Source organism: Paenibacillus thailandensis (assembly GCF_042685365.1).
Lineage (GTDB): Bacteria > Bacillota > Bacilli > Paenibacillales > Paenibacillaceae > Paenibacillus_AP > Paenibacillus_AP thailandensis.
The window spans coordinates 1-17,369 of sequence record NZ_JBHUMY010000041.1; the positions used below are offsets into that span (position 1 = coordinate 1).

Below are 17,369 nucleotides of genomic sequence, written 5' to 3' on the forward strand. Positions count from 1 at the left end.
CGTTTTTCTCGCGACAACGAATGTTATCTTATCACATCCGTTTCGCTCGTGCAAGCTTTTTTTTCAACCAATTTCGACCAACTTTCGTTTGCCGTTATTGATTATTTAAGCTTGTCCGCCGCGTTTCTCGCGACCGGAATTAGAATATAACACGACTTCTATATATATTGCAAGTGTTTTTTTAAAATTTCTTTTGATTTTATTGTTTATTCTTATTATTACTTATGCCTCGCGTGTTCGAATACACTTCAACCAAGGCCGGCAAGCTTGTCGACAAACGGCTTGTCGGCAGGAGCGAAATCGAATTCCGAAAGCTCCGCCGCTTGTACCCAGCGGTACGCATCATGATCCGTAAGTCTGATCGTTCCGCCGGCATAAGCCGCTTTATAAGCGATGAGCCTAACCGACAACGTATCGTAACTGTAGTCGCTAGTCCCGAAATAAGCATATGGACGTATGTCGATATCCATCTCTTCCGCCAATTCTCTTCGCAAGCATTCCTCGGGCGATTCCCCCGCTTCGATTTTGCCTCCGGGAAATTCCCACAAGCCTCCTTGCGATTTTCCCTGCCGGCGCCTTGCGATCAGCAGCCGGCCCTGGCCGTCTTCTATAATCGCCGCGGCCACGTTAATCATCGGTTCACACTCCTCCCCAATTGTTCTGGCGCAACGAAAAAGCGGCCTTCGTTTAATTCCATACTGCGACATTGGCCAGATTATATAGTTGAAGAGCCGTATCGTAAAGCTCGCTGTCCTCATAGTAAAGCGAAGCGGAAAGCAACGTGTCTGCCGTCTCCTTCATAATTTCCTGCGCCTTTTCAAGCTGATCGAAGGTCACATAGCTTATTGCCTCGTCCAAAGCTTTGCAGGCGGAAAGAATGAAGTGTTGATCGGGTAATGGCTTTGTCAAACGTTAAATCCCCCGTTTATATAAAGTATGTATATCCCGATTCTATCCATACGCTCCGGCAGCTGCATGTCAGCGAATATTCGTTCGATTCAATAACAATAGATATATCGTTATTTTAAATCAGATATTCCAACCTGTATAGTCGGATAATAATAAAAAAGATCGCAAAAACCGATCGATAAAACTCAATTATTCAAATTTACATCCTTTATTTTCCATATCAAGAGACGAAATGCGAAACCGGCTTTCTTCCATCCGCCCGAACGCGTTATGATCGTATAGAATAGGTATCGAAGAATGTCATTAAGGAGGAATCAAGGCATGTATAGCTTTGAAATTTCGACCCGAGGCCGCGATGAAATGGTGGAGGTGACGGCGCAGGTCCGGCAAGCCGTCAAAGAAAGCGGCGTATCGGAAGGATACGCCATCGTTTACTGCCCGCATACGACGGCAGGCATCGCGATTAATGAAAACGCCGATCCCGACGTCGTCCGGGACGTGCTCCGCCGCTTCGACGAGGTATTTCCTTGGGAGCATCCCAAGGACCGTCACGCCGAAGGAAATACGGCTGCCCATCTGAAGGCGATAACGACCGGAACGAGTCAAACGGTGCTCATCGATAACGGCCGCCTGGTGCTGGGGACATGGCAAGGGATCTACTTTTGCGAATTTGACGGCCCTCGGACGAGAAGATTTTATGTCAAAATCGTCAGAGGCTGACGCCGGGCTAAACCATCAGCCCGCCGGTGCATACCATACCGGCGGGCTTTATTTCGAGCTTATGAACGGAGAGAGGCGACAACGGCTTATGGAAAGCGGTTAGGACAAATTTTTGCCGTAAAAAATTTCGTCCATTTCCTCCCTCAGCCTCGCTTCCATCTCCTTCTGCTCCTTCGGGCTAAGCTTGTCCTTTGTGTAACCGAACAGATAGTTGTTTAAATCGAAGCGGTTCAACTTACATTTTGTATGGAATATATGCTCCTGATAGACGTTTACGTCGATCATGTCGTAAGACGAGATAATGTCGTCCGGGATGTAGTTCTGGATCGAGGTGATGTCGTGATCGATAAACAACTTGTTGCCGTAAATGTCCCGCGTAAATCCCCGTACCCGATAATCGATCGTCATAACGTCGGTTTCGAAGGAGCCGATTAAGTAGCTGAGCGCCTTCAGCGGCGAAATTTCGCCGCAGGTTGAAACGTCGATGTCGGCGCGGAACGTGCTGATGCCTTCGCTCGGATGATATTCGGGATACGTATGGACGGTAATATGACTTTTATCCAGCTGCATGACGACGTTGTCCGGCATCGGCCCCGGCGATTCGTCGAACATATGCGGCGGCGCCTCCACGACCGGTCCTTCCGATACGAGCAGCGTTACGCTTGCCCCCTGCGGCACGTAATCCTGCTTCGCGACGTTCAACACATGCGCACCGATCATTTCGGACACCGTATTCAAAATGCCCGTCAACCGTTCGGAATTATATTGCTCGTCAATGTATGCGATATAGGCTTCCCGTTCTTCCTTCGTCTTCGTATAGCAAATATCATACATATTGAAGCTTAGCGACTTCGTCAAATTATTGAAGCCGTGCAACGTTATCCGTTTGTCAGGGCCATGGTCCGGTTCCATGCTCATCTCGATCCCCCCGTTCATCCCTACTATGTCCCAAAAAGGCGGGGGCCATTCGAAAAAAGCGCCCTTCCGTTATAACGGATGGCCATCCGGCAGTCGGGACTCGATCCCGCCGCTTACCAACCCATGGCACGGAGCCTCTCCAACGTTTTGATCGTAAAATCGACCAGGTTCGCAATGTCCTCCATCTGATCCTCGTTAATTTTGCGATTGAACGGAATGCCGATCCGGTTCCGATAAACAAGCGGCGTACTGCCGTAAATAAAGCCTATCGTTTGGCTAACGGGCTGCTCCGGCTCCCATATTTCGTGCAGCGCTTCCCGGATCTGCCGGCAGTTCTCGTCAATTTCGTCCATCGAAACGTGAAAATAGACGTTCAGCTCGCAGCCGGGGTTCGTCCCTTCCTGCTCCAACAGCTCCGCCGCGAGCTCCTTCAGCGAAGCCGACAGCTCGATCTCGGCATAAGCCGTCCCGCCGTCCGTGAGCTGAAAGCCGATGGAAAACCTTCTTCCCATCACCGCCATGTCCAGGACGTCTTTGCGGCTCGTCACGGCGATTCGCCGGTCCAAATTGTTCAGGTCGTAAATCGTGTTCTCGAATGCGACTTTTAAATTGTCGAATACCGTTGGATCAAACAAGCTGCATCCCCTCCGACTTCGTATAACTGCGACCAGGCTTAGGGTCAGCCTCTATTTCGTGTTTTAAACGACACTTGGCGCGCCGGGCTTAACCGTTACTCCTCGAGTCTGTCCCCTTCGTAATTCCGAATCGTTTCGCGGGCAAAATCGGGTAACGGCGCGCTTTTGCCGCTTTCCTTATCGATAAGCACGAGCGCCCCTCTGCCTGCCGCTTTCAATCGCCCGTTTGCGACCAACGCGTATTGAATGTCCACGGAGGAACGGCCGATACGAGCCGTCCGGACGTACAGCTGCAGAGGATCCTTCAAGTAAACTTGCTCCAAGTACTGACATTCCAGATCGGCCGTCACGGCGACGAACCTGTCCCCGAAAAGCGCGGCCGTCAGCCCGAGATGATCGAAATAATCGACGCGTCCCTGTTCAAAATACATAAAATAGCTGACATTGTTTACGTGTCCCAACATATCCGTTTCGCAATAACGCACTTTAATCGGAATCGAAAATTGAAATTTTTGAAGCCAACCGGCGGCATCCGGCTGTATAAAGCTTATCTTTTTCATGGTGACGGCTGCTCCCTTGGAAAATGATTTATGAATATTGTAGAACTTATGAGAAGGGATGGCAACGGCGCGGCAGCTTATGCTATAGTAGAAAACAATCGAATACTACCTATTTTATTCACTAGGGGAGCCGTTTGGCTGAGACGGAGCTTTCTTGACTCCGGACCCTTGGAACCTGATCTGGTTCGTACCAGCGGAGGGAAGTGGAGACAGCCTGTCATAATGGTCCGCGCGTATTTGCGGCTTGATTCGGGAACCCGCTCCTTCCTTTCGGAAGGGGCGGGTTTTGTGCTTATTGAAGGAGGATGCTTACGATGTCTTATTTGAAAAGGGTGCGCGAACGCAATCCGCTAGTCCATAATATTACGAACCTTGTGGTGGCCAACTTTACCGCCAACGGCTTGCTCACCTTGGGCGCTTCGCCCTTCATGGCGTATGCGCACGAGGAGGTGGAGGACGTCGCCCGTATCGCAGACGCAGTCATGTTCAATATCGGAACGCTTGACGAAAATGTCGTGCAATCCATCCTGCTGGCGGGACGGTCCGCAAACGCCAACGGAGTGCCTGTCGTATTCGACCCGGTGGGAGCCGGGGCGACTCCTTATCGGACGGAGACGGCGCAAACGGTGATGAAGCAGGTCAAGGTAGACGTTCTGCGCGGCAATATGGCCGAAATCGCCAATACCGCAGGCGAACGCTGGGATATTAAAGGTGTCGATGCCGGCGAAGGCAGCGGGGACGCGCTGGAGATTGCCCGGCGGGCTGCCTTGAAATTAGGCTGCATCGTAGCCGCGACCGGCAAGGAGGATATTGTGACGGACGGCACTGCCGTCGCCTTGATCGGCAACGGCCACCCGCTGCTCGCCAAAGTGACCGGAGCCGGATGCCTTCTTAGTTCGGTTGTTGCCGCCTTTCTCGCCGTTGGCGGGGAATCCAAGCTGGACGCCGTAACGGAGGCGCTTGCCTTCTACGGCATCGCTGCGGAGAACGCCTTCGAACGGACGGCCGGACAAGGGCCGGGGAGCTTCCAAATCGAGTTTATCAATCAATTGGCTTCGGTTTCTCCGGAGACCGTCAACGAACGGAAAATCGTCCGCCCATGGAAACAAAGCACCTGAGTGGAGAGGAGTTTGACCGCATGAACGAAACCATTCGCCTGGCCCTAACGATTGCCGGTTCGGATAGCGGCGGAGGAGCAGGCATTCAAGCCGATCTTAAAACGTTCCAGGAGCTCGGCGTTTACGGCATGTCCGCCCTAACCGCCGTTACGGCCCAAAACACGCTTGGGGTACACGGCGTGTATCCATTAACGGAAGAAGCGGTTGCCCGGCAGCTTGACGCGATCGGGGACGATCTTCAGCCCCATGCCGTAAAGACGGGGATGCTGTTCGATGCGGCCATTATCTCCATCGTAGCCGACAAGGCGGCGGAATACGGCTGGGATAAGCTCGTCATCGATCCGGTTATGGTCGCCAAAGGAGGCTCGGCGCTTTTAAAGCGGGAAGCTGTCGCCGCCTTGATCAAGCGGCTGATTCCGCTGGCCCTGGTTACGACGCCCAATGTTCCCGAAGCGGAGCTGCTCGCCGGAATGGCCATCCGGTCGCTTGCCGACCGCGAAGAAGCGGCGAAGCGTCTCGTACAGATGGGCTCCCGTTACGTCGTCATGAAAGGCGGACACGATTACGCAACGGAACAAGTCGTCGACCTGCTATACGATGGGCGACAGTTTATGTATATGGAAAGCAAACGGATCGAAACCCGCCATACTCACGGAACCGGTTGTACCTACTCCGCAGCGGTAACCGCCTTGCTCGCTCAAGGCAAGCCCGTAGAAGAGGCTGTTCAAACGGCCAAAGCGTTTATTCAGGCGGCTATCGAGGAGAACCTGGGAATCGGCGGCGGCCACGGGCCGACGAACCACTTTGCCTATAGGCGGCGACTGCAAGGAGGAGAAGCTTGATGGCAGGGTGGAACGAAGCGGCCGTCCGCCGGGCGTTGAGACTTTATTTTATTGCAGGGAGCGTTAATTGCAGCTCACCCCTAGACGTGCTGCGAGCAGCGATCGAGGGCGGAGCGACGATGTTCCAATACCGGGAAAAAGGAGCCGGCGCCCTCGAAGGAAAAGCGAAGCTGGCGCTTGGCATGCAGCTTCGCGACTGCTGCCGGGAAGCCGGCATACCGTTTATCGTCAACGACGATATCGAGCTGGCCATCGCCTTGGACGCGGACGGCATCCATGTCGGTCAGGAGGATGCGCCCGCGGGCGATATCCGGCGCCTCGTCGGAGCGGGGCGCATTGTCGGCGTATCTGCGCACACCGTCGAAGAAGCGCGCCAAGCGATTGCCGACGGAGCCGACTACCTGGGCATCGGGCCGATCTTCCCGACGTCCTCGAAGGATGACGCCCGTGCCGTACAAGGCACCCGCTTGCTCGAAGAGCTGCGTAACGCGGGCATTGCGCTGCCGCTTGTCGCCATCGGCGGGTTGACCGCGGACAACGCGGCTATAGCTATTCGCTCCGGAGCGGACGGCGTCTCGGTCATTTCGGCCGTCGCGGCCGCTCCTTCGCCGCGCCTGGCCGTCCGGCAGCTGCTCGCGGCTGTCGCATCCGCTTTGCAAGGCCGGTAATTCCAAAAACCGTTTACTCGAAGAGTAGACGGTTTTTTATGTGCAGTTGCTGTATTCGCGAATCGAACGTCAAGTTTTGTGCGGAAGAGCTCTCTTTTGGCTTCTTTTTATCTCTATCCCGTCTGCTCAGTTTGTTACTTCGCTTTCTTCCTGATTAATATTGTCATGCTCTGAGGAGTCTTTATCCTACCAAAATTTTTCTTTATCATGCCTGCTTAGGCTTCTTAGATCCTTTTCGTCGTTATCCCGTTTGCTCAGAACTATTGTTTTCCTTTGTACCGGTATCCCGTTTGCTCAGGCCTTGAAGATTCCTTTTTATCGATATCCCATATAGTCAGGTCTGCTTTCTCCCTTATCACCGCTATTCCGCCTGCTCAGAACTGTTAATGCTCTTGAGCTGCGGATAGAACGTCCAAAAGGAGCGAGACTCAACTGAGCTTGCGGGGAGAATAGCCAAAAGACGCCGGAACCTTCCTGAGCTTGCGGGGAGAATAGCCAAAAGGAGCGAGACTCAACCTGAACTGCGGGGAGAACAACCAAAAGGAGCGAGACTCAACCTGAACTGCGGGGAGAACAACCTAAAAGGAGCGAGACACAACCTGAACTGCGGGAGAATAGCCAAAAGACGCGAGAATCATCCTGGGCTGCGGAGAGAACGACCAAAAATCTAGTGAGTATAAAGCCTAAACATTTCGACTCACACTTCTCTTCCCGAAAAAAAACCGGTCCATGCCGAGCAATGCGGCTGGACCGGTTTGATTGGCGGCTGCCCTGTTGGCTGTCTTGCCTTTTTACTTCGCTTCTTCCAAAATAACGACGCCGTATCCCGGTACTTCCAGCGTATTGCCGGAGACGGCTTGGCCGGACACCGCATCGGCATACGCCTTGCCCGCTTCCAGCTCCGCGGTTACGGCATGCGCGTTATGGTTCAGCAGGAAAAGCAGAGACTTGCCGTCTTTCGCCCGGCGGGACGCTTCCAGGCCGACCGGTCCGCGCGCCAGCGGACGGATGCCTTTGTCCTGTACCAGCTTCGCCATGAAACCTTCCATAAACGCTTTATCCGGGCTGGATGCGACGTACCAAGCTTCCCCTTGGCCGAATTTGTTGACGGTCAGCGCCGGCATTCCTTTGTAGAAATCGCTGCCGTATTCCGCAACGGCCGTGGCGCCTTTCGTGTGGATCAAGTCGCACAGAATGCCGCATTCATAGGAGCCCTCCAGCGTACCGAGGCTCTCCTTCATGACGATCCGGTTCGTGCTGCCGGGAAGCAGAGCATCGATTTCCTCCGCCCAGATGCCAAGCACTTTGCGAAGCTCTCCGGGATAGCCGCCGGTCGTCACGAGGTCGTTTTCATTCACGATACCGCTGAAGAACGTCGTTACGAACGTGCCGCCGCCGGCCACGAATTCCTCGACTTTCTTCGCGTAACCCGGCTTAACCATATATAGTACCGGCGCGATCACGATGTCGTAACCGCTCAGGTCCTCCTCGACGCCGATCATAGCCGTTTGCACGTTCATATTGAACAAGGCGTCGTAATATTTATGAACCTCTTCGACGTATTTCAAGGCGACCGTCGGTCCGCTCGACAGTTCGATCGCCCAGCGGTTCTCCCAATCGAAAACGATCGCAACCTTCGCTTCCACGCGGGCATCGAGCACTTTGTCGCCCAGCTTCTGCAGCTCGGCGCCCAGCTCGGCGCATTCGCGGAAGACGCGCGTATGCTCATGTCCGACATGCTCGATAACCGCCCCGTGGTATTTCTCGCAGGCGCCGATGGAGCGGCGGAGCTGGAAGAACAATACCGTGTCCGCGCCGCGCGCCACGGCCTGGTGGCTCCACAGCCGCATGACGCCCGGGCGCTTCAGCGAGTTGTACGGCTGCCAGTTCTGCTGGCTTGGCGTCTGCTCCATCAGCATGAACGGCTGGCCTTGCTTAAGGCCGCGCATCAGATCGTGCGTCATGGCCGTAAAGCTGTAAGGCGTGTCAAGCGACGGATAGTTGTCCCACGACACGACATCCATATATTTCGCCCACTCGAAGTAATTCAGCTCCGGATAAAAGCCCATCAAATTCGTCGTTACCGGGATGTCCGGCGTATGCTTTTTGAGCGCGTTGTACTCGAGCTTGTAGCATTCCAGCATGCTCGCCGATTGGAAACGGCGGTAATCGAGCGAGATGCCTTGGAAATTCGTCCGGTTGCCGCTCCATTCCTCGCTCAGCTCGTTAGGCACGACGATTTCGTCCCAATCGTAGAACGTATGTCCCCAGAACCGGGTATTCCAAGCTTTGTTCAACTTCTCCAGCGTGCCGTACCGTTCTTTCAGCCACTCGCGGAAAGAGGCTTCGCAATTGTCGCAATAGCAGTAACCGCCGTATTCGTTGGATACGTGCCAGATGAGCACGGCCGGATGGTCCTTGTAGCGCTCGGCCAGCTTCTCGGCGATCCGCTCGGAATATTTGCGGTAGGTCGGGCTGTTCGGGCAAGAGTTGTGGCGCCCGCCGAATTTGCGCTTGCGCCCGTGGTAATCGACGCGCAGCACGTCGGGGTATTTTTTCGCCATCCATGCCGGGTGCGCCCCCGTGCTCGTTGCGAGGCATACGTAAATGCCGTCCTTATATAACCGGTCTATCGTTTCGTCCAAATACGCGAAGTCGTAAGTTTCTTCGTCAGGTTGGGCCAGCGCCCACGAAAACACGTTGACGGTAGCGACGTCGATGCCCGCCAGCTTGAACATGCGGTTGTCCTCGGCCCAAATTTGCGGATCGTCCCACTGCTCCGGGTTGTAGTCGCCGCCGTACCAGATTTTGGGCAGCTTGCTGTTGATCATCATCGGCACATCCTTTACGATATAAGTATAAATCCATTGTACCTGTAGATGTATGCGCTTTAAATATAAGAAACTAGAGAAATCGATATAATAATATGGAACTCGAAATTAGGAGGTGGCGCGATGGAATCGACGGAACGGCTGACCCATCTTCGGTTCGTCCTTTCGCCTTCGGAAGAGCAGCCTCTGCCGTTAACGGTCGAAAGCCTCGGGCATAACCGCGACCAGGAAAAAGTCGACCGGCCGCAAGGGTATCCGCTTTACCATTGGATCCAAACCGAGCGCGGAGAAGGCCGAATCGCATACGACGATAAAACGGTATCCCTCCCGCCCGGCAGCGGAGTGCTTCTTATTCCCCACGCTCCGCACCGCTATGCAGCGGTTGAAGGGTCCGGCTGGGAAACGTTTTATTTAACGTTCGGCGGGTCCGCGTCGGAAGCGATTTTGGAATCGCTGGGCATGAACCGCTCCGCTTATTATAAATGGGAGCCGGACACCCCCTTCACGCGCCAAATGCAGCAGATGCTTCGCCGAAGCGAAACGGACGACGACGTGTTCGGCCTTCAACTGTCCGCGGACGCCTACCGGTTTCTCGTCATGCTGAAAAAATACGGGCAGCTGCACAATAACGCTCCGATCTCCCGCAACGTCGAGAAGCTTCGCCCGCTTATCGAATGGATGGAGGGGCATCTGGCCGACCCGGACATCGGACTGCCCGAACTGGCTGCCGTATTGGGCGTGTCGCCCCGCCACCTGAACGGTTTGTTCCGCCAGACTTTCGGCTTGTCGCCTTACGCCTACTTTATCAACCTTCGCATCCGCAAGGCGAAGGAGCTGCTCGTTATGCAGCCGTCCGCACCCGTCCGGCAGATCGGCGAGCTGGTCGGCTTCCGGGATGCCAGCCATTTCGTCGCCACGTTTCGCCGCAGCGCCAGCATGACGCCGGATCAATTCCGGAGGCTGCACTGATTCGGAAAATTCAAAAGGGACAGCCTCTCCTTGCCGGGCGAATCGTTCACCCGGAACCGCCGTTATGCCTGCGGCGGAGCGAGACTGTCCCTATTCATTTCAAACGCGCGAATTTTGCGGCAATGTTACTTTCGCACGGTCGTCAACAGATTATATACGGCCTGCGCGCTTTCCGCTCTGGACAGCAGCGCTTCCGGCTCGAAGCGGCCGCCGTCGCGGCCATGCACCAGCCCGAGCGCCGTCGCTTCGGCCAGGTCCTCTGCGGCCCAGCCGCTGACCGCTTCCGCATCGGCATATGCCGCAGACACCGTTGCCGAAGCTTGGGCTGTCTCCGCCTCTTGCGTCAACCGGTACGCCCGCAGCAGCATGACCGCCATTTCCTCGCGGGTGACGGCGGCGTCCGGATCGAACGTTCCGGCGTCCCGTCCCTTGACGAGGCCGAGCCGGTAAGCGGCTTCCGCATACGGCGCAAACCAGTCGTTCGTCTGCACATCGGCAAACGTACCTTCCGTTTGCGGCGTCGTATCCGCCCCCAATGCGCGGACGAGCATCGCCGCGAATTGCGCGCGCGTAACGCCGGCATCCGGCGCAAAACGGTCTCCGTTTACCCCTTCGACGACGCCTTTGGCCGCAAGCGACCGGACCGCGGCCGCCGCCCAATGGCTATCCGGCACGTCCCGGAAGCGGCGGTCGTATTCCAGCGCGACGTAAGTGCCGAAACGGTTAAGCTCCGCTACCATCGTATCGCCTTGCAGATCGCCGCCCCTATAGAGGAAGTATCCGCCTTCGCCTTGCTCGTAAATGCCGCCGATGTCCGGGTTAACGGTCCTATCCAACTTAATCGAAACGACGATCGGCCGCCCGGGCTGCTCCAGCGCGGCAACGGCTTGGCCGCCCTGCACGATCGTCAGCCTGAACGTGTATGCGCCCGATGCCGGTTTCAGCGTCAGCCCTTCCATGCCGCCCCGGGCCGCAGCTTCCGCCAGCTCTCCTGCCGTAAGCGGCATCGCTTCAAACCGGATAAACGCTTCCGGGCCCGATTCGTCGAACGGCAATGCCGCCGCATCCGCCAGCGTCTCGTATGGCAGCCGCACCGTTACGCCGTCCATCGCCAGCTGCAAATCTTGGCCCGCCAGCAGCTTCGCCGCATCGATCGGCAACAGCGCCGCGAAAGTCTCTGCCGGCAGCGTGACCTCCGCCGCACCGTCCAGGCCGCTCTCGAGCGCCCCGCTCGAGATCACTGCAGCGCCGGGCCATTGCCCGGTACCGGCCTCGCTCGAACCGCCGCCGTCGCGACCCCCGCCGGTGCCGCCGTCCGGGTCTTGCTTCACGGATACGCCGCTTAGGATCGCCGTTCCACCGTCTGCGCGGCCCGGCACCTGCACGGTGATCGTCCCCTCGGCCGATACCGTATACGTCTCGCCGCCGTACTCGTTCACCGCCGTCGTGCCCGCCAAGAACGGAACGGAAAGCGTAACGGAAACGGGCGTCTCGGCCGTATTGATCACCGTGACGATATTTTCGCCGCCGTATGCTTTGTTAAAAGCGAGATATCCAAGCTCGTCGGATCCGGCCAGCTTCGTCCGCACGCCTTTCGCGTACAGCTTCGAATATTCGGCTCTGATGTTCAGCAGCTTCTTGTAATGGTCGTGCAGCTTCCGCTCTTCCCCGAGCTTGTCCCAAGGCATGTCGCCCCGGTTCTCGCTGTACTCTCCTTTGCCCATGTCCCCGGCGTTGCGGCCGGACCGGCCAAGCTCCTCGCCGTAATAAACGACGGGCATGCCCTTTGCCGTTATCTGCAGAGCGGCGGCCACCATTAATTTGCTTTTGTCGCCGTTCACGTAATGGGACAGGAAGCCGTTCTCGTCATGGCTGCTCAGGAACTGCGCCATCGTTGCCGTATTGGACAGCTTCGCTTCGCGCTCCTGCAAATAGGCGTCCACCGCGTCGATGCTGCCGTTCGCGAAATCTCTCGCCTGTTCCTTGAAGCCGAAATCGAGCAGCGCGTCCATCTGGCCGCTCGCCAGCATGCCCCCGTCCGCATCGACCGTTCCGCCGAAATATTCGCCTAGCAGCTTGAAGCCCGGGTCGATCGCAGTCAATTCGTTTTTGAAAGCGACCCATGTCGTCGTATCCACGTGCTTGACCGTATCCACGCGGAAATAATCGATCGTGTCGCCGCGATCCGTTCTCGCCCGTTCCAGCCAGCCCGTCTGCCAGGCGATAATCTTCTCGCGCACCTCGGCGTTCTCCGTCATCAAATCCGGAAGCCCGCTCAACTCGCCCTTGACCGGATTGACGTCCGCCGACAAGCCGTTCGTCCGCAGCATTCCGGCAAATCTCGCCTTATCCTCCTCGGTAACGCCTTCCGTGTTATCGCCGGGCTTTAAGCCGTAGCCCGTGTGGTTCAGCACGACGTCCACCATAATTTTGATTCCCCGGTCGTGCGCTTGGTCGATCAGCGTTTTGAACGTGTCCAAATCTCCGAGATGCTCGTCGAGCTGCGTAAAGTCTTTCGCCCAATAACCGTGGTAACCGTAATGCTTATAGGAGTCGCTTACGCTGAAATCGATATTGTCGACGATCGGCGTAATCCATAACGTGTTAATGCCGAGCTCGTCCAAATAATCGAGCTTCTCGATCAGCCCCTTGAAATCGCCGCCGTGGTACGCTTCAAGATGCTGCTTATCGGCCTTGTCGTTGTTGGACGGATCGCCGTCGTTGAACCGGTCCGTCAGCACAAAATAAATGCGGGATTCGTCCCAATCGAAATCGAGTGCGCCCGCACCGGTACGCGGTTTGACGGTAACCTTTACGTTATGGCGGTGGGCGTTGCCGTATTGATCGACAAGCGTAACCGGGATGTTCTTGACGCCGGCCGATACGCTATCGTTCACCGCAATCGTGTGCGCCATCAGCTCGACGTTGAAGCCGGCGGAAGAAGGGCCGCCGAGCTCGCTTAAATCCATTCGGCCTTCCCGGAACGAAACGGGCTCGGACGAAGACGCGCTTAATCTTAGTACGGCGTTGTCGTTATAATCAACGGCTCCCGGTTGAACGCTGCCGGTAATCTTCACTTCCGGCTTGCGGTACATCACCGTAGAAATACCGTCCTGCGCGTTCGCCGGGTCGGGCCGCTCGGTCAAGGAGCCGTCCCTCGCAACGAGAAAGCTGTATTCGTAGCTGCCGGGAGCGATGTCGCGCAGCGTATACTCGAACCATTCTTTTGCCGGATCGTACGCCATATCGTACGTGCGGCCGCCGATGCGGACTTGAACGCGCTCGATTTCGCTCATCAGCCCTTGGGCGAACAACGTCTCGTCCCGATAACGGAACGTAACATGCCCGTCCTCCAAATACGGACCGTGAAGGGACGGAAATACGTCGATCTCGCCGACCATGCTGCGCACGTTGACCTTCGTGTAGCGGTCCCCTTCGGTTAACGGGATCATGCGGTCGTACGGGATATCCTGCTTGGCGGTATTCCAGTCCGTTCCTTTGCGCAGCACGAATCCGACGCCGACGGCATCGTCCGCCACTTCGATCGTCGCGGCGGCGACCCCGTTCTCCACTTTATCGAACACTATTTGGCCGTCCCGCACGCCGGTCCCCCACACCCAAATGTTCCATCCGTTGTAGTCGGCGTCCGGTCGAATATAGTTGAATTGCAGCACCCTCGGCCGGTCCGGCTCGGTCACTTCCACCCGGACCTCGGCGGTGAAGCCTTGATATTGCACCGTAATGACCGATTGGCCCGGACCGATTGCGGTAACGGTTCCGTCCGCCGCAACCGCAGCCACCGAAGGACGGCTGGAAGAGAAGCTCGCCCCGCTCTTCACCTTCGTCCGGCTGCCGCCGTCATAATGGGCGTACACCGTTATCAGACGGTTGTCGCCGGTCTCGAGCGCAATATCGCCGGAATCCGGCTGAATCGAGACGACCTGCTGCGCTTTCGAATCCATGCGGATAATAACCGCGCTGAGCGGGTCGATGGCGATCGATTGCGCGGTCAGCTCGAAGCCCGAAGGCGACGCGACGGCGTCGGCTCCCGCCTCGTCGTTGTCGGCGACGACCGTTCCGGCCGTCAGATCGAGCGGAAGCGTCAGCGTTCTGCTCCGGTTGTCCGCGTTGACGAAAACGTAGTAATCGCCGGTTCCGTCCATCGACGCGTTTTTATAGGCGATAACCAGATCGCGCGTTCCGATTTCCGGCGCTTCGATAAGCGTCACGTTCGAGTTAACCAGATCCCGGTCCCCCAGCCGGAAAGCGTCCGTATGCCTGCGCAGCTCGATAAGCCCTTTCGTATATTCGCTTGTCGCATGATTCACCGGATATTGATCCGCGTCGGCCGCTTTCGTCCAGTCGAACCGGTTGATCGCGTCCGACGAATCGTAAGAGTCGTGCACGAAATAGCCGAATACCCGGCCGGATTCGTCGGCCAGCGCATGATATTTCTGCTCCGGCACGCCGTCGCCCAGCCATTGCTTCGTGCGTCCGTATTCCTGGCCGGTATGAAGGAAAGCGGTGCCCTGCGAAGTCAACACGAGCAGGTTGCCGAGCCGGATCCTTTTATGAATTTCAACATCGTTCTCCGGAATCGCCGGGTCCTTGCGGATCGATTGCGCAATAACGTCGTACAACGTCAAGTTGTCGTGCGCTTCGATGTATGGCACGATATCGCCCGGATCGTCCGCCGCCGTATTGCTTGGCTGGCCTTTAATATTGTTCAATATCGTCCGGATGTCGCGCGCCCCGCCCGTAATGAACCGCGGTTCGCCTTCGGAGCCGTAGCCGGACTTCAGCTCGTTGCGGATTTCGTCCGAAAAGACGGCGACGTTATCCGTCTTGTCCATCCAGTCCTGGTCGGCGCCCATGCCTTCCAGCGACGGGTCGGACTGATCGCCTTTGAACGTGCGCCAGCCCTCGCCGATAAACAACGCGTTCGGATTCAGCTTCGCCGCCGCGTCGTAAGCTTTTTGCACGGCCGGATACGTCGCGTCGCCCATCATATCCCAGCGCATGCCGTCGATTTTATACTCGTCGAACCAATATTCCACCGAATCGATCATCAGCTTCTCGGCCATCGCGCGGTTCGTCGCCAGATTGTTGCCGAAGTCGCCGAGAAAATCGCCGTTCGCGTTCTGGAACGCGTAATAGTCCGGGACGATATCGTTCAACAGATCGACCTTGGCCATATGCGTGTACACGACATCAAGCACGACGCCCATTCCCGCTTTATGAATCGCATCGATCAGCTGCTTCAGCTCTTTGATCCGCAGCTCGGGATCCTTCGCATTCTCGGAATATGCGCCGTCCGGGGAGAAATAGCTGTGCGGATCGTATCCCCAGTTATATTCGTTGTCCTTGGCGGAGTACTCCGTCTCGCGCTCGCCCATGGCGGCCTCGTCGCCGTAATACCACGCCATGACCGGCAGCAGCTGAATATGGGTGACGCCCAGCGACTTGATGTACGGCAGCTTGTCGATAAACGCCTTGTAGGAGCCCCATCGCGCATGCAGATCGCCTTCGATGGACGGATCGGACGTAAAATCGCGGATATGCGCCTCCCATACGATCGCGTCCTCCCGCTGCTTGTACCCCTCAATGTCGGCGTAGCCGAAGCCTTCCGGATCCGTCCCGCTCAAGTCGACGATCGCCGCCTTGCCGACCGTATCGCCGTCGGGGCCGGCTTCGCCTTTCGTGTTGACGCGGAACTCCGCCATCGACTTGGCGTACGGGTCCAGCACTTTTTTCGTTACGCCGCCGTTCGTCACTTCATATTGATAATAATAGCCGCGCAAATCCGTAACGCCGGCTCCGGCCAAATCTTCCGGGTTGACCCGCGCGGACCAGACGCCATACTCGCCTAATGTCAAATCGGCGGTCCCGACCTGCTTCGACGAATCGTCCTTATCGTAAAAGTTGACGCGGACGGCGCTTGCCTTCGGCGCCCATAGCTTCAGCTCCACGCCGCCGCCCAAGTACGTCGCGCCCAGATCGTCGCCGCCGTAGGCGAACTTGTTGTCGATCAGGCGCCATCCCGCCTTCGCCGAAACCGTGCGGCCTCCATATTCGACGGCAAGCGGCGCCAGCTCCAGATCGACGTTAGCGGACAGCTGCAGAGCGACCGTCAAGCCGTCCTCTTGAATATCTGCGGCACGCACCGCAATCGCCGCGCCGTTCCGGTCTTTGACCGCAATGGTGCTGAGCAGCGTCGCTTCGTCCAATCCTTCCGTCGTGTTAAAGCCAAGCAGCAAACGGTCGTCCGCGACGAGCTCGGCGTTTCTCAGCTCGCTCTCGATCTCGCCGTCGGGGTTCGTATAAACGGTATCGTCCCCTTGCTTGATCCACACTTCGTTCATGGAAGGCGAAGCGAGCTGGAGCGACTTGTCGCCTCCGTCCTTCTCGCCGCTCGTCCGGTTTACGACCAGAAAACCGACCTTGGAAGCGCCGGCGGCGAGCTGCACGTCCATATAAGCTCCAAAGCTGTCCCGCTTGTCCGTCGCAAAAGGAACGGCTCCGGCCGGCCAATCGGCGGACGGCGAAGCGACGTCGTTCCATAACCATAAGCCAAGCCCTTCGTATCGGCCGTCCGTCCGCTTGTAATGGATGCGCAGATGCCCCTCCGGAACCGAATCGACCACGGCGCTCACTTCGTGGGTATCCGCGTCGTAAACGAACGTCACCCGGCGTTCGGCGGACAGCTCGAGCACGGCGTTCGAAGCCGGATAAGCGGGCGCCTCCCAGCTTGTCCCGAGCACGATCTTGTACTCGTACCGGCCTTTCGGCAGGGCGGCCGCCGCTTCGAATACGCGGTCGCCGTCCTCGTCCTTGAGCAGCAGGCCGGCGTCGGCCGGACTCCAATTCGGCTCTCCGAGCGCCGATTGCAAATCGCCGACCAGCCGCGGCGCTTGCTCCTGTGCCGCGGTCGCCGCATAGGTGTCGCCCGCTACCGTCTCGCTTGCCGCCTCCGTTCCGGCTAAAGCGCCGTCTCCCCCGCCGCCGGACCCGGTTGCCGCCGGCTCGGCCTCCACCGCTTGGCCGGATAGCTCATCGTTCGCCCAAGCGGCCGGAATGCCGGCGGTCGTCCAGACCAGCGCCGCGACCAATAGGGCGGACACAAGCTTCCTGAAACGATTCATGGCTGTCATGAAGGTACTCCTCCTTTTGTTTGTGCAATTGTTGTGCAAACGTTTGCA

At 57.1% G+C, this 17,369-nt stretch carries 12 protein-coding genes and 1 riboswitch; of the genes, 5 read left to right on the forward strand and 7 right to left on the reverse strand.

From position 1 onward, the window contains the following. Positions 1–248: 248 nt before the first annotated feature. Both ACFSW5_RS23775 and ACFSW5_RS23780 read right to left on the reverse strand, forming a co-directional pair. Positions 249–635 carry a (deoxy)nucleoside triphosphate pyrophosphohydrolase gene (locus tag ACFSW5_RS23775; RefSeq protein ID WP_379278954.1) on the reverse strand — a complete coding sequence of 129 codons (387 nt, stop codon included), beginning with the start codon at positions 633–635 and terminating at the stop codon, positions 249–251. A 52-nt stretch (positions 636–687) separates the two neighbouring features. Then, positions 688–909, reverse strand: a complete 222-nt coding sequence (locus ACFSW5_RS23780; protein ID WP_379278956.1) for a hypothetical protein — start codon at positions 907–909, stop codon at positions 688–690. A gap of 321 nt (positions 910–1,230) precedes the next feature. On the opposite strand from ACFSW5_RS23780, the gene ACFSW5_RS23785 reads away from it, so the two are divergent. Next, positions 1,231–1,629 (forward strand): secondary thiamine-phosphate synthase enzyme YjbQ, encoded by a 399-nt coding sequence (locus ACFSW5_RS23785; protein WP_379278958.1) that lies wholly within the window; start codon positions 1,231–1,233, stop codon positions 1,627–1,629. A gap of 99 nt (positions 1,630–1,728) precedes the next feature. Here ACFSW5_RS23785 and speD read toward each other — a convergent pair whose 3' ends face one another. The 3 genes from speD to ACFSW5_RS23800 form a co-directional block, all read right to left on the reverse strand. Further along, the gene (gene speD, locus ACFSW5_RS23790; protein WP_379278961.1) at positions 1,729–2,547 is read right to left on the reverse strand and encodes an adenosylmethionine decarboxylase; all 819 of its coding nucleotides are present in this window, start codon (positions 2,545–2,547) and stop codon (positions 1,729–1,731) included. Between the two features lie 113 nt (positions 2,548–2,660). Then, positions 2,661–3,182: a hypothetical protein gene (locus ACFSW5_RS23795; protein ID WP_379278963.1), complete on the reverse strand. Its 522-nt coding sequence runs from the start codon at positions 3,180–3,182 to the stop codon at positions 2,661–2,663. Between the two features lie 95 nt (positions 3,183–3,277). After that, a complete protein-coding gene (locus tag ACFSW5_RS23800; protein WP_379278965.1) occupies positions 3,278–3,742 on the reverse strand; it encodes an acyl-CoA thioesterase in 465 nt (154 codons plus the stop codon). Between the two features lie 113 nt (positions 3,743–3,855). Further along, positions 3,856–3,961: riboswitch (TPP riboswitch) on the forward strand. Positions 3,962–4,056: 95 nt separating this feature from the next. On the opposite strand from ACFSW5_RS23800, the gene thiM reads away from it, so the two are divergent. From thiM to thiE, 3 genes are read left to right on the forward strand one after another with little or no spacing between them, the layout of a single operon-like run. Continuing rightward, positions 4,057–4,860 (forward strand): hydroxyethylthiazole kinase, encoded by an 804-nt coding sequence (thiM, locus tag ACFSW5_RS23805; protein ID WP_379278967.1) that lies wholly within the window; start codon positions 4,057–4,059, stop codon positions 4,858–4,860. A 20-nt stretch (positions 4,861–4,880) separates the two neighbouring features. Next, positions 4,881–5,702, forward strand: coding sequence for a bifunctional hydroxymethylpyrimidine kinase/phosphomethylpyrimidine kinase (gene thiD, locus ACFSW5_RS23810; RefSeq protein ID WP_379278970.1), 822 nt, complete (start codon positions 4,881–4,883; stop codon positions 5,700–5,702). Further along, a complete protein-coding gene (gene thiE / locus ACFSW5_RS23815; protein ID WP_379278972.1) occupies positions 5,702–6,370 on the forward strand; it encodes a thiamine phosphate synthase in 669 nt (222 codons plus the stop codon). The genes thiD and thiE overlap by 1 nt, the downstream gene beginning before the upstream one ends. A gap of 791 nt (positions 6,371–7,161) precedes the next feature. On the opposite strand, the gene ACFSW5_RS23820 is transcribed toward thiE, so the two are convergent. Beyond that, complete coding sequence (locus tag ACFSW5_RS23820) at positions 7,162–9,201, reverse strand: beta-galactosidase (RefSeq protein ID WP_379278975.1); 2,040 nt, start codon at positions 9,199–9,201, stop codon at positions 7,162–7,164. 123 nt (positions 9,202–9,324) lie between these two features. Here ACFSW5_RS23820 and ACFSW5_RS23825 point away from each other — a divergent pair, with 123 nt between their 5' ends. Continuing rightward, positions 9,325–10,170: an AraC family transcriptional regulator gene (locus tag ACFSW5_RS23825; RefSeq protein WP_379278979.1), complete on the forward strand. Its 846-nt coding sequence runs from the start codon at positions 9,325–9,327 to the stop codon at positions 10,168–10,170. Between the two features lie 125 nt (positions 10,171–10,295). On the opposite strand, the gene ACFSW5_RS23830 is transcribed toward ACFSW5_RS23825, so the two are convergent. After that, complete coding sequence (locus ACFSW5_RS23830; RefSeq protein ID WP_379278982.1) at positions 10,296–17,321, reverse strand: alpha-amylase family glycosyl hydrolase; 7,026 nt, start codon at positions 17,319–17,321, stop codon at positions 10,296–10,298. Between the last annotated feature and the right edge of the window lie 48 nt (positions 17,322–17,369).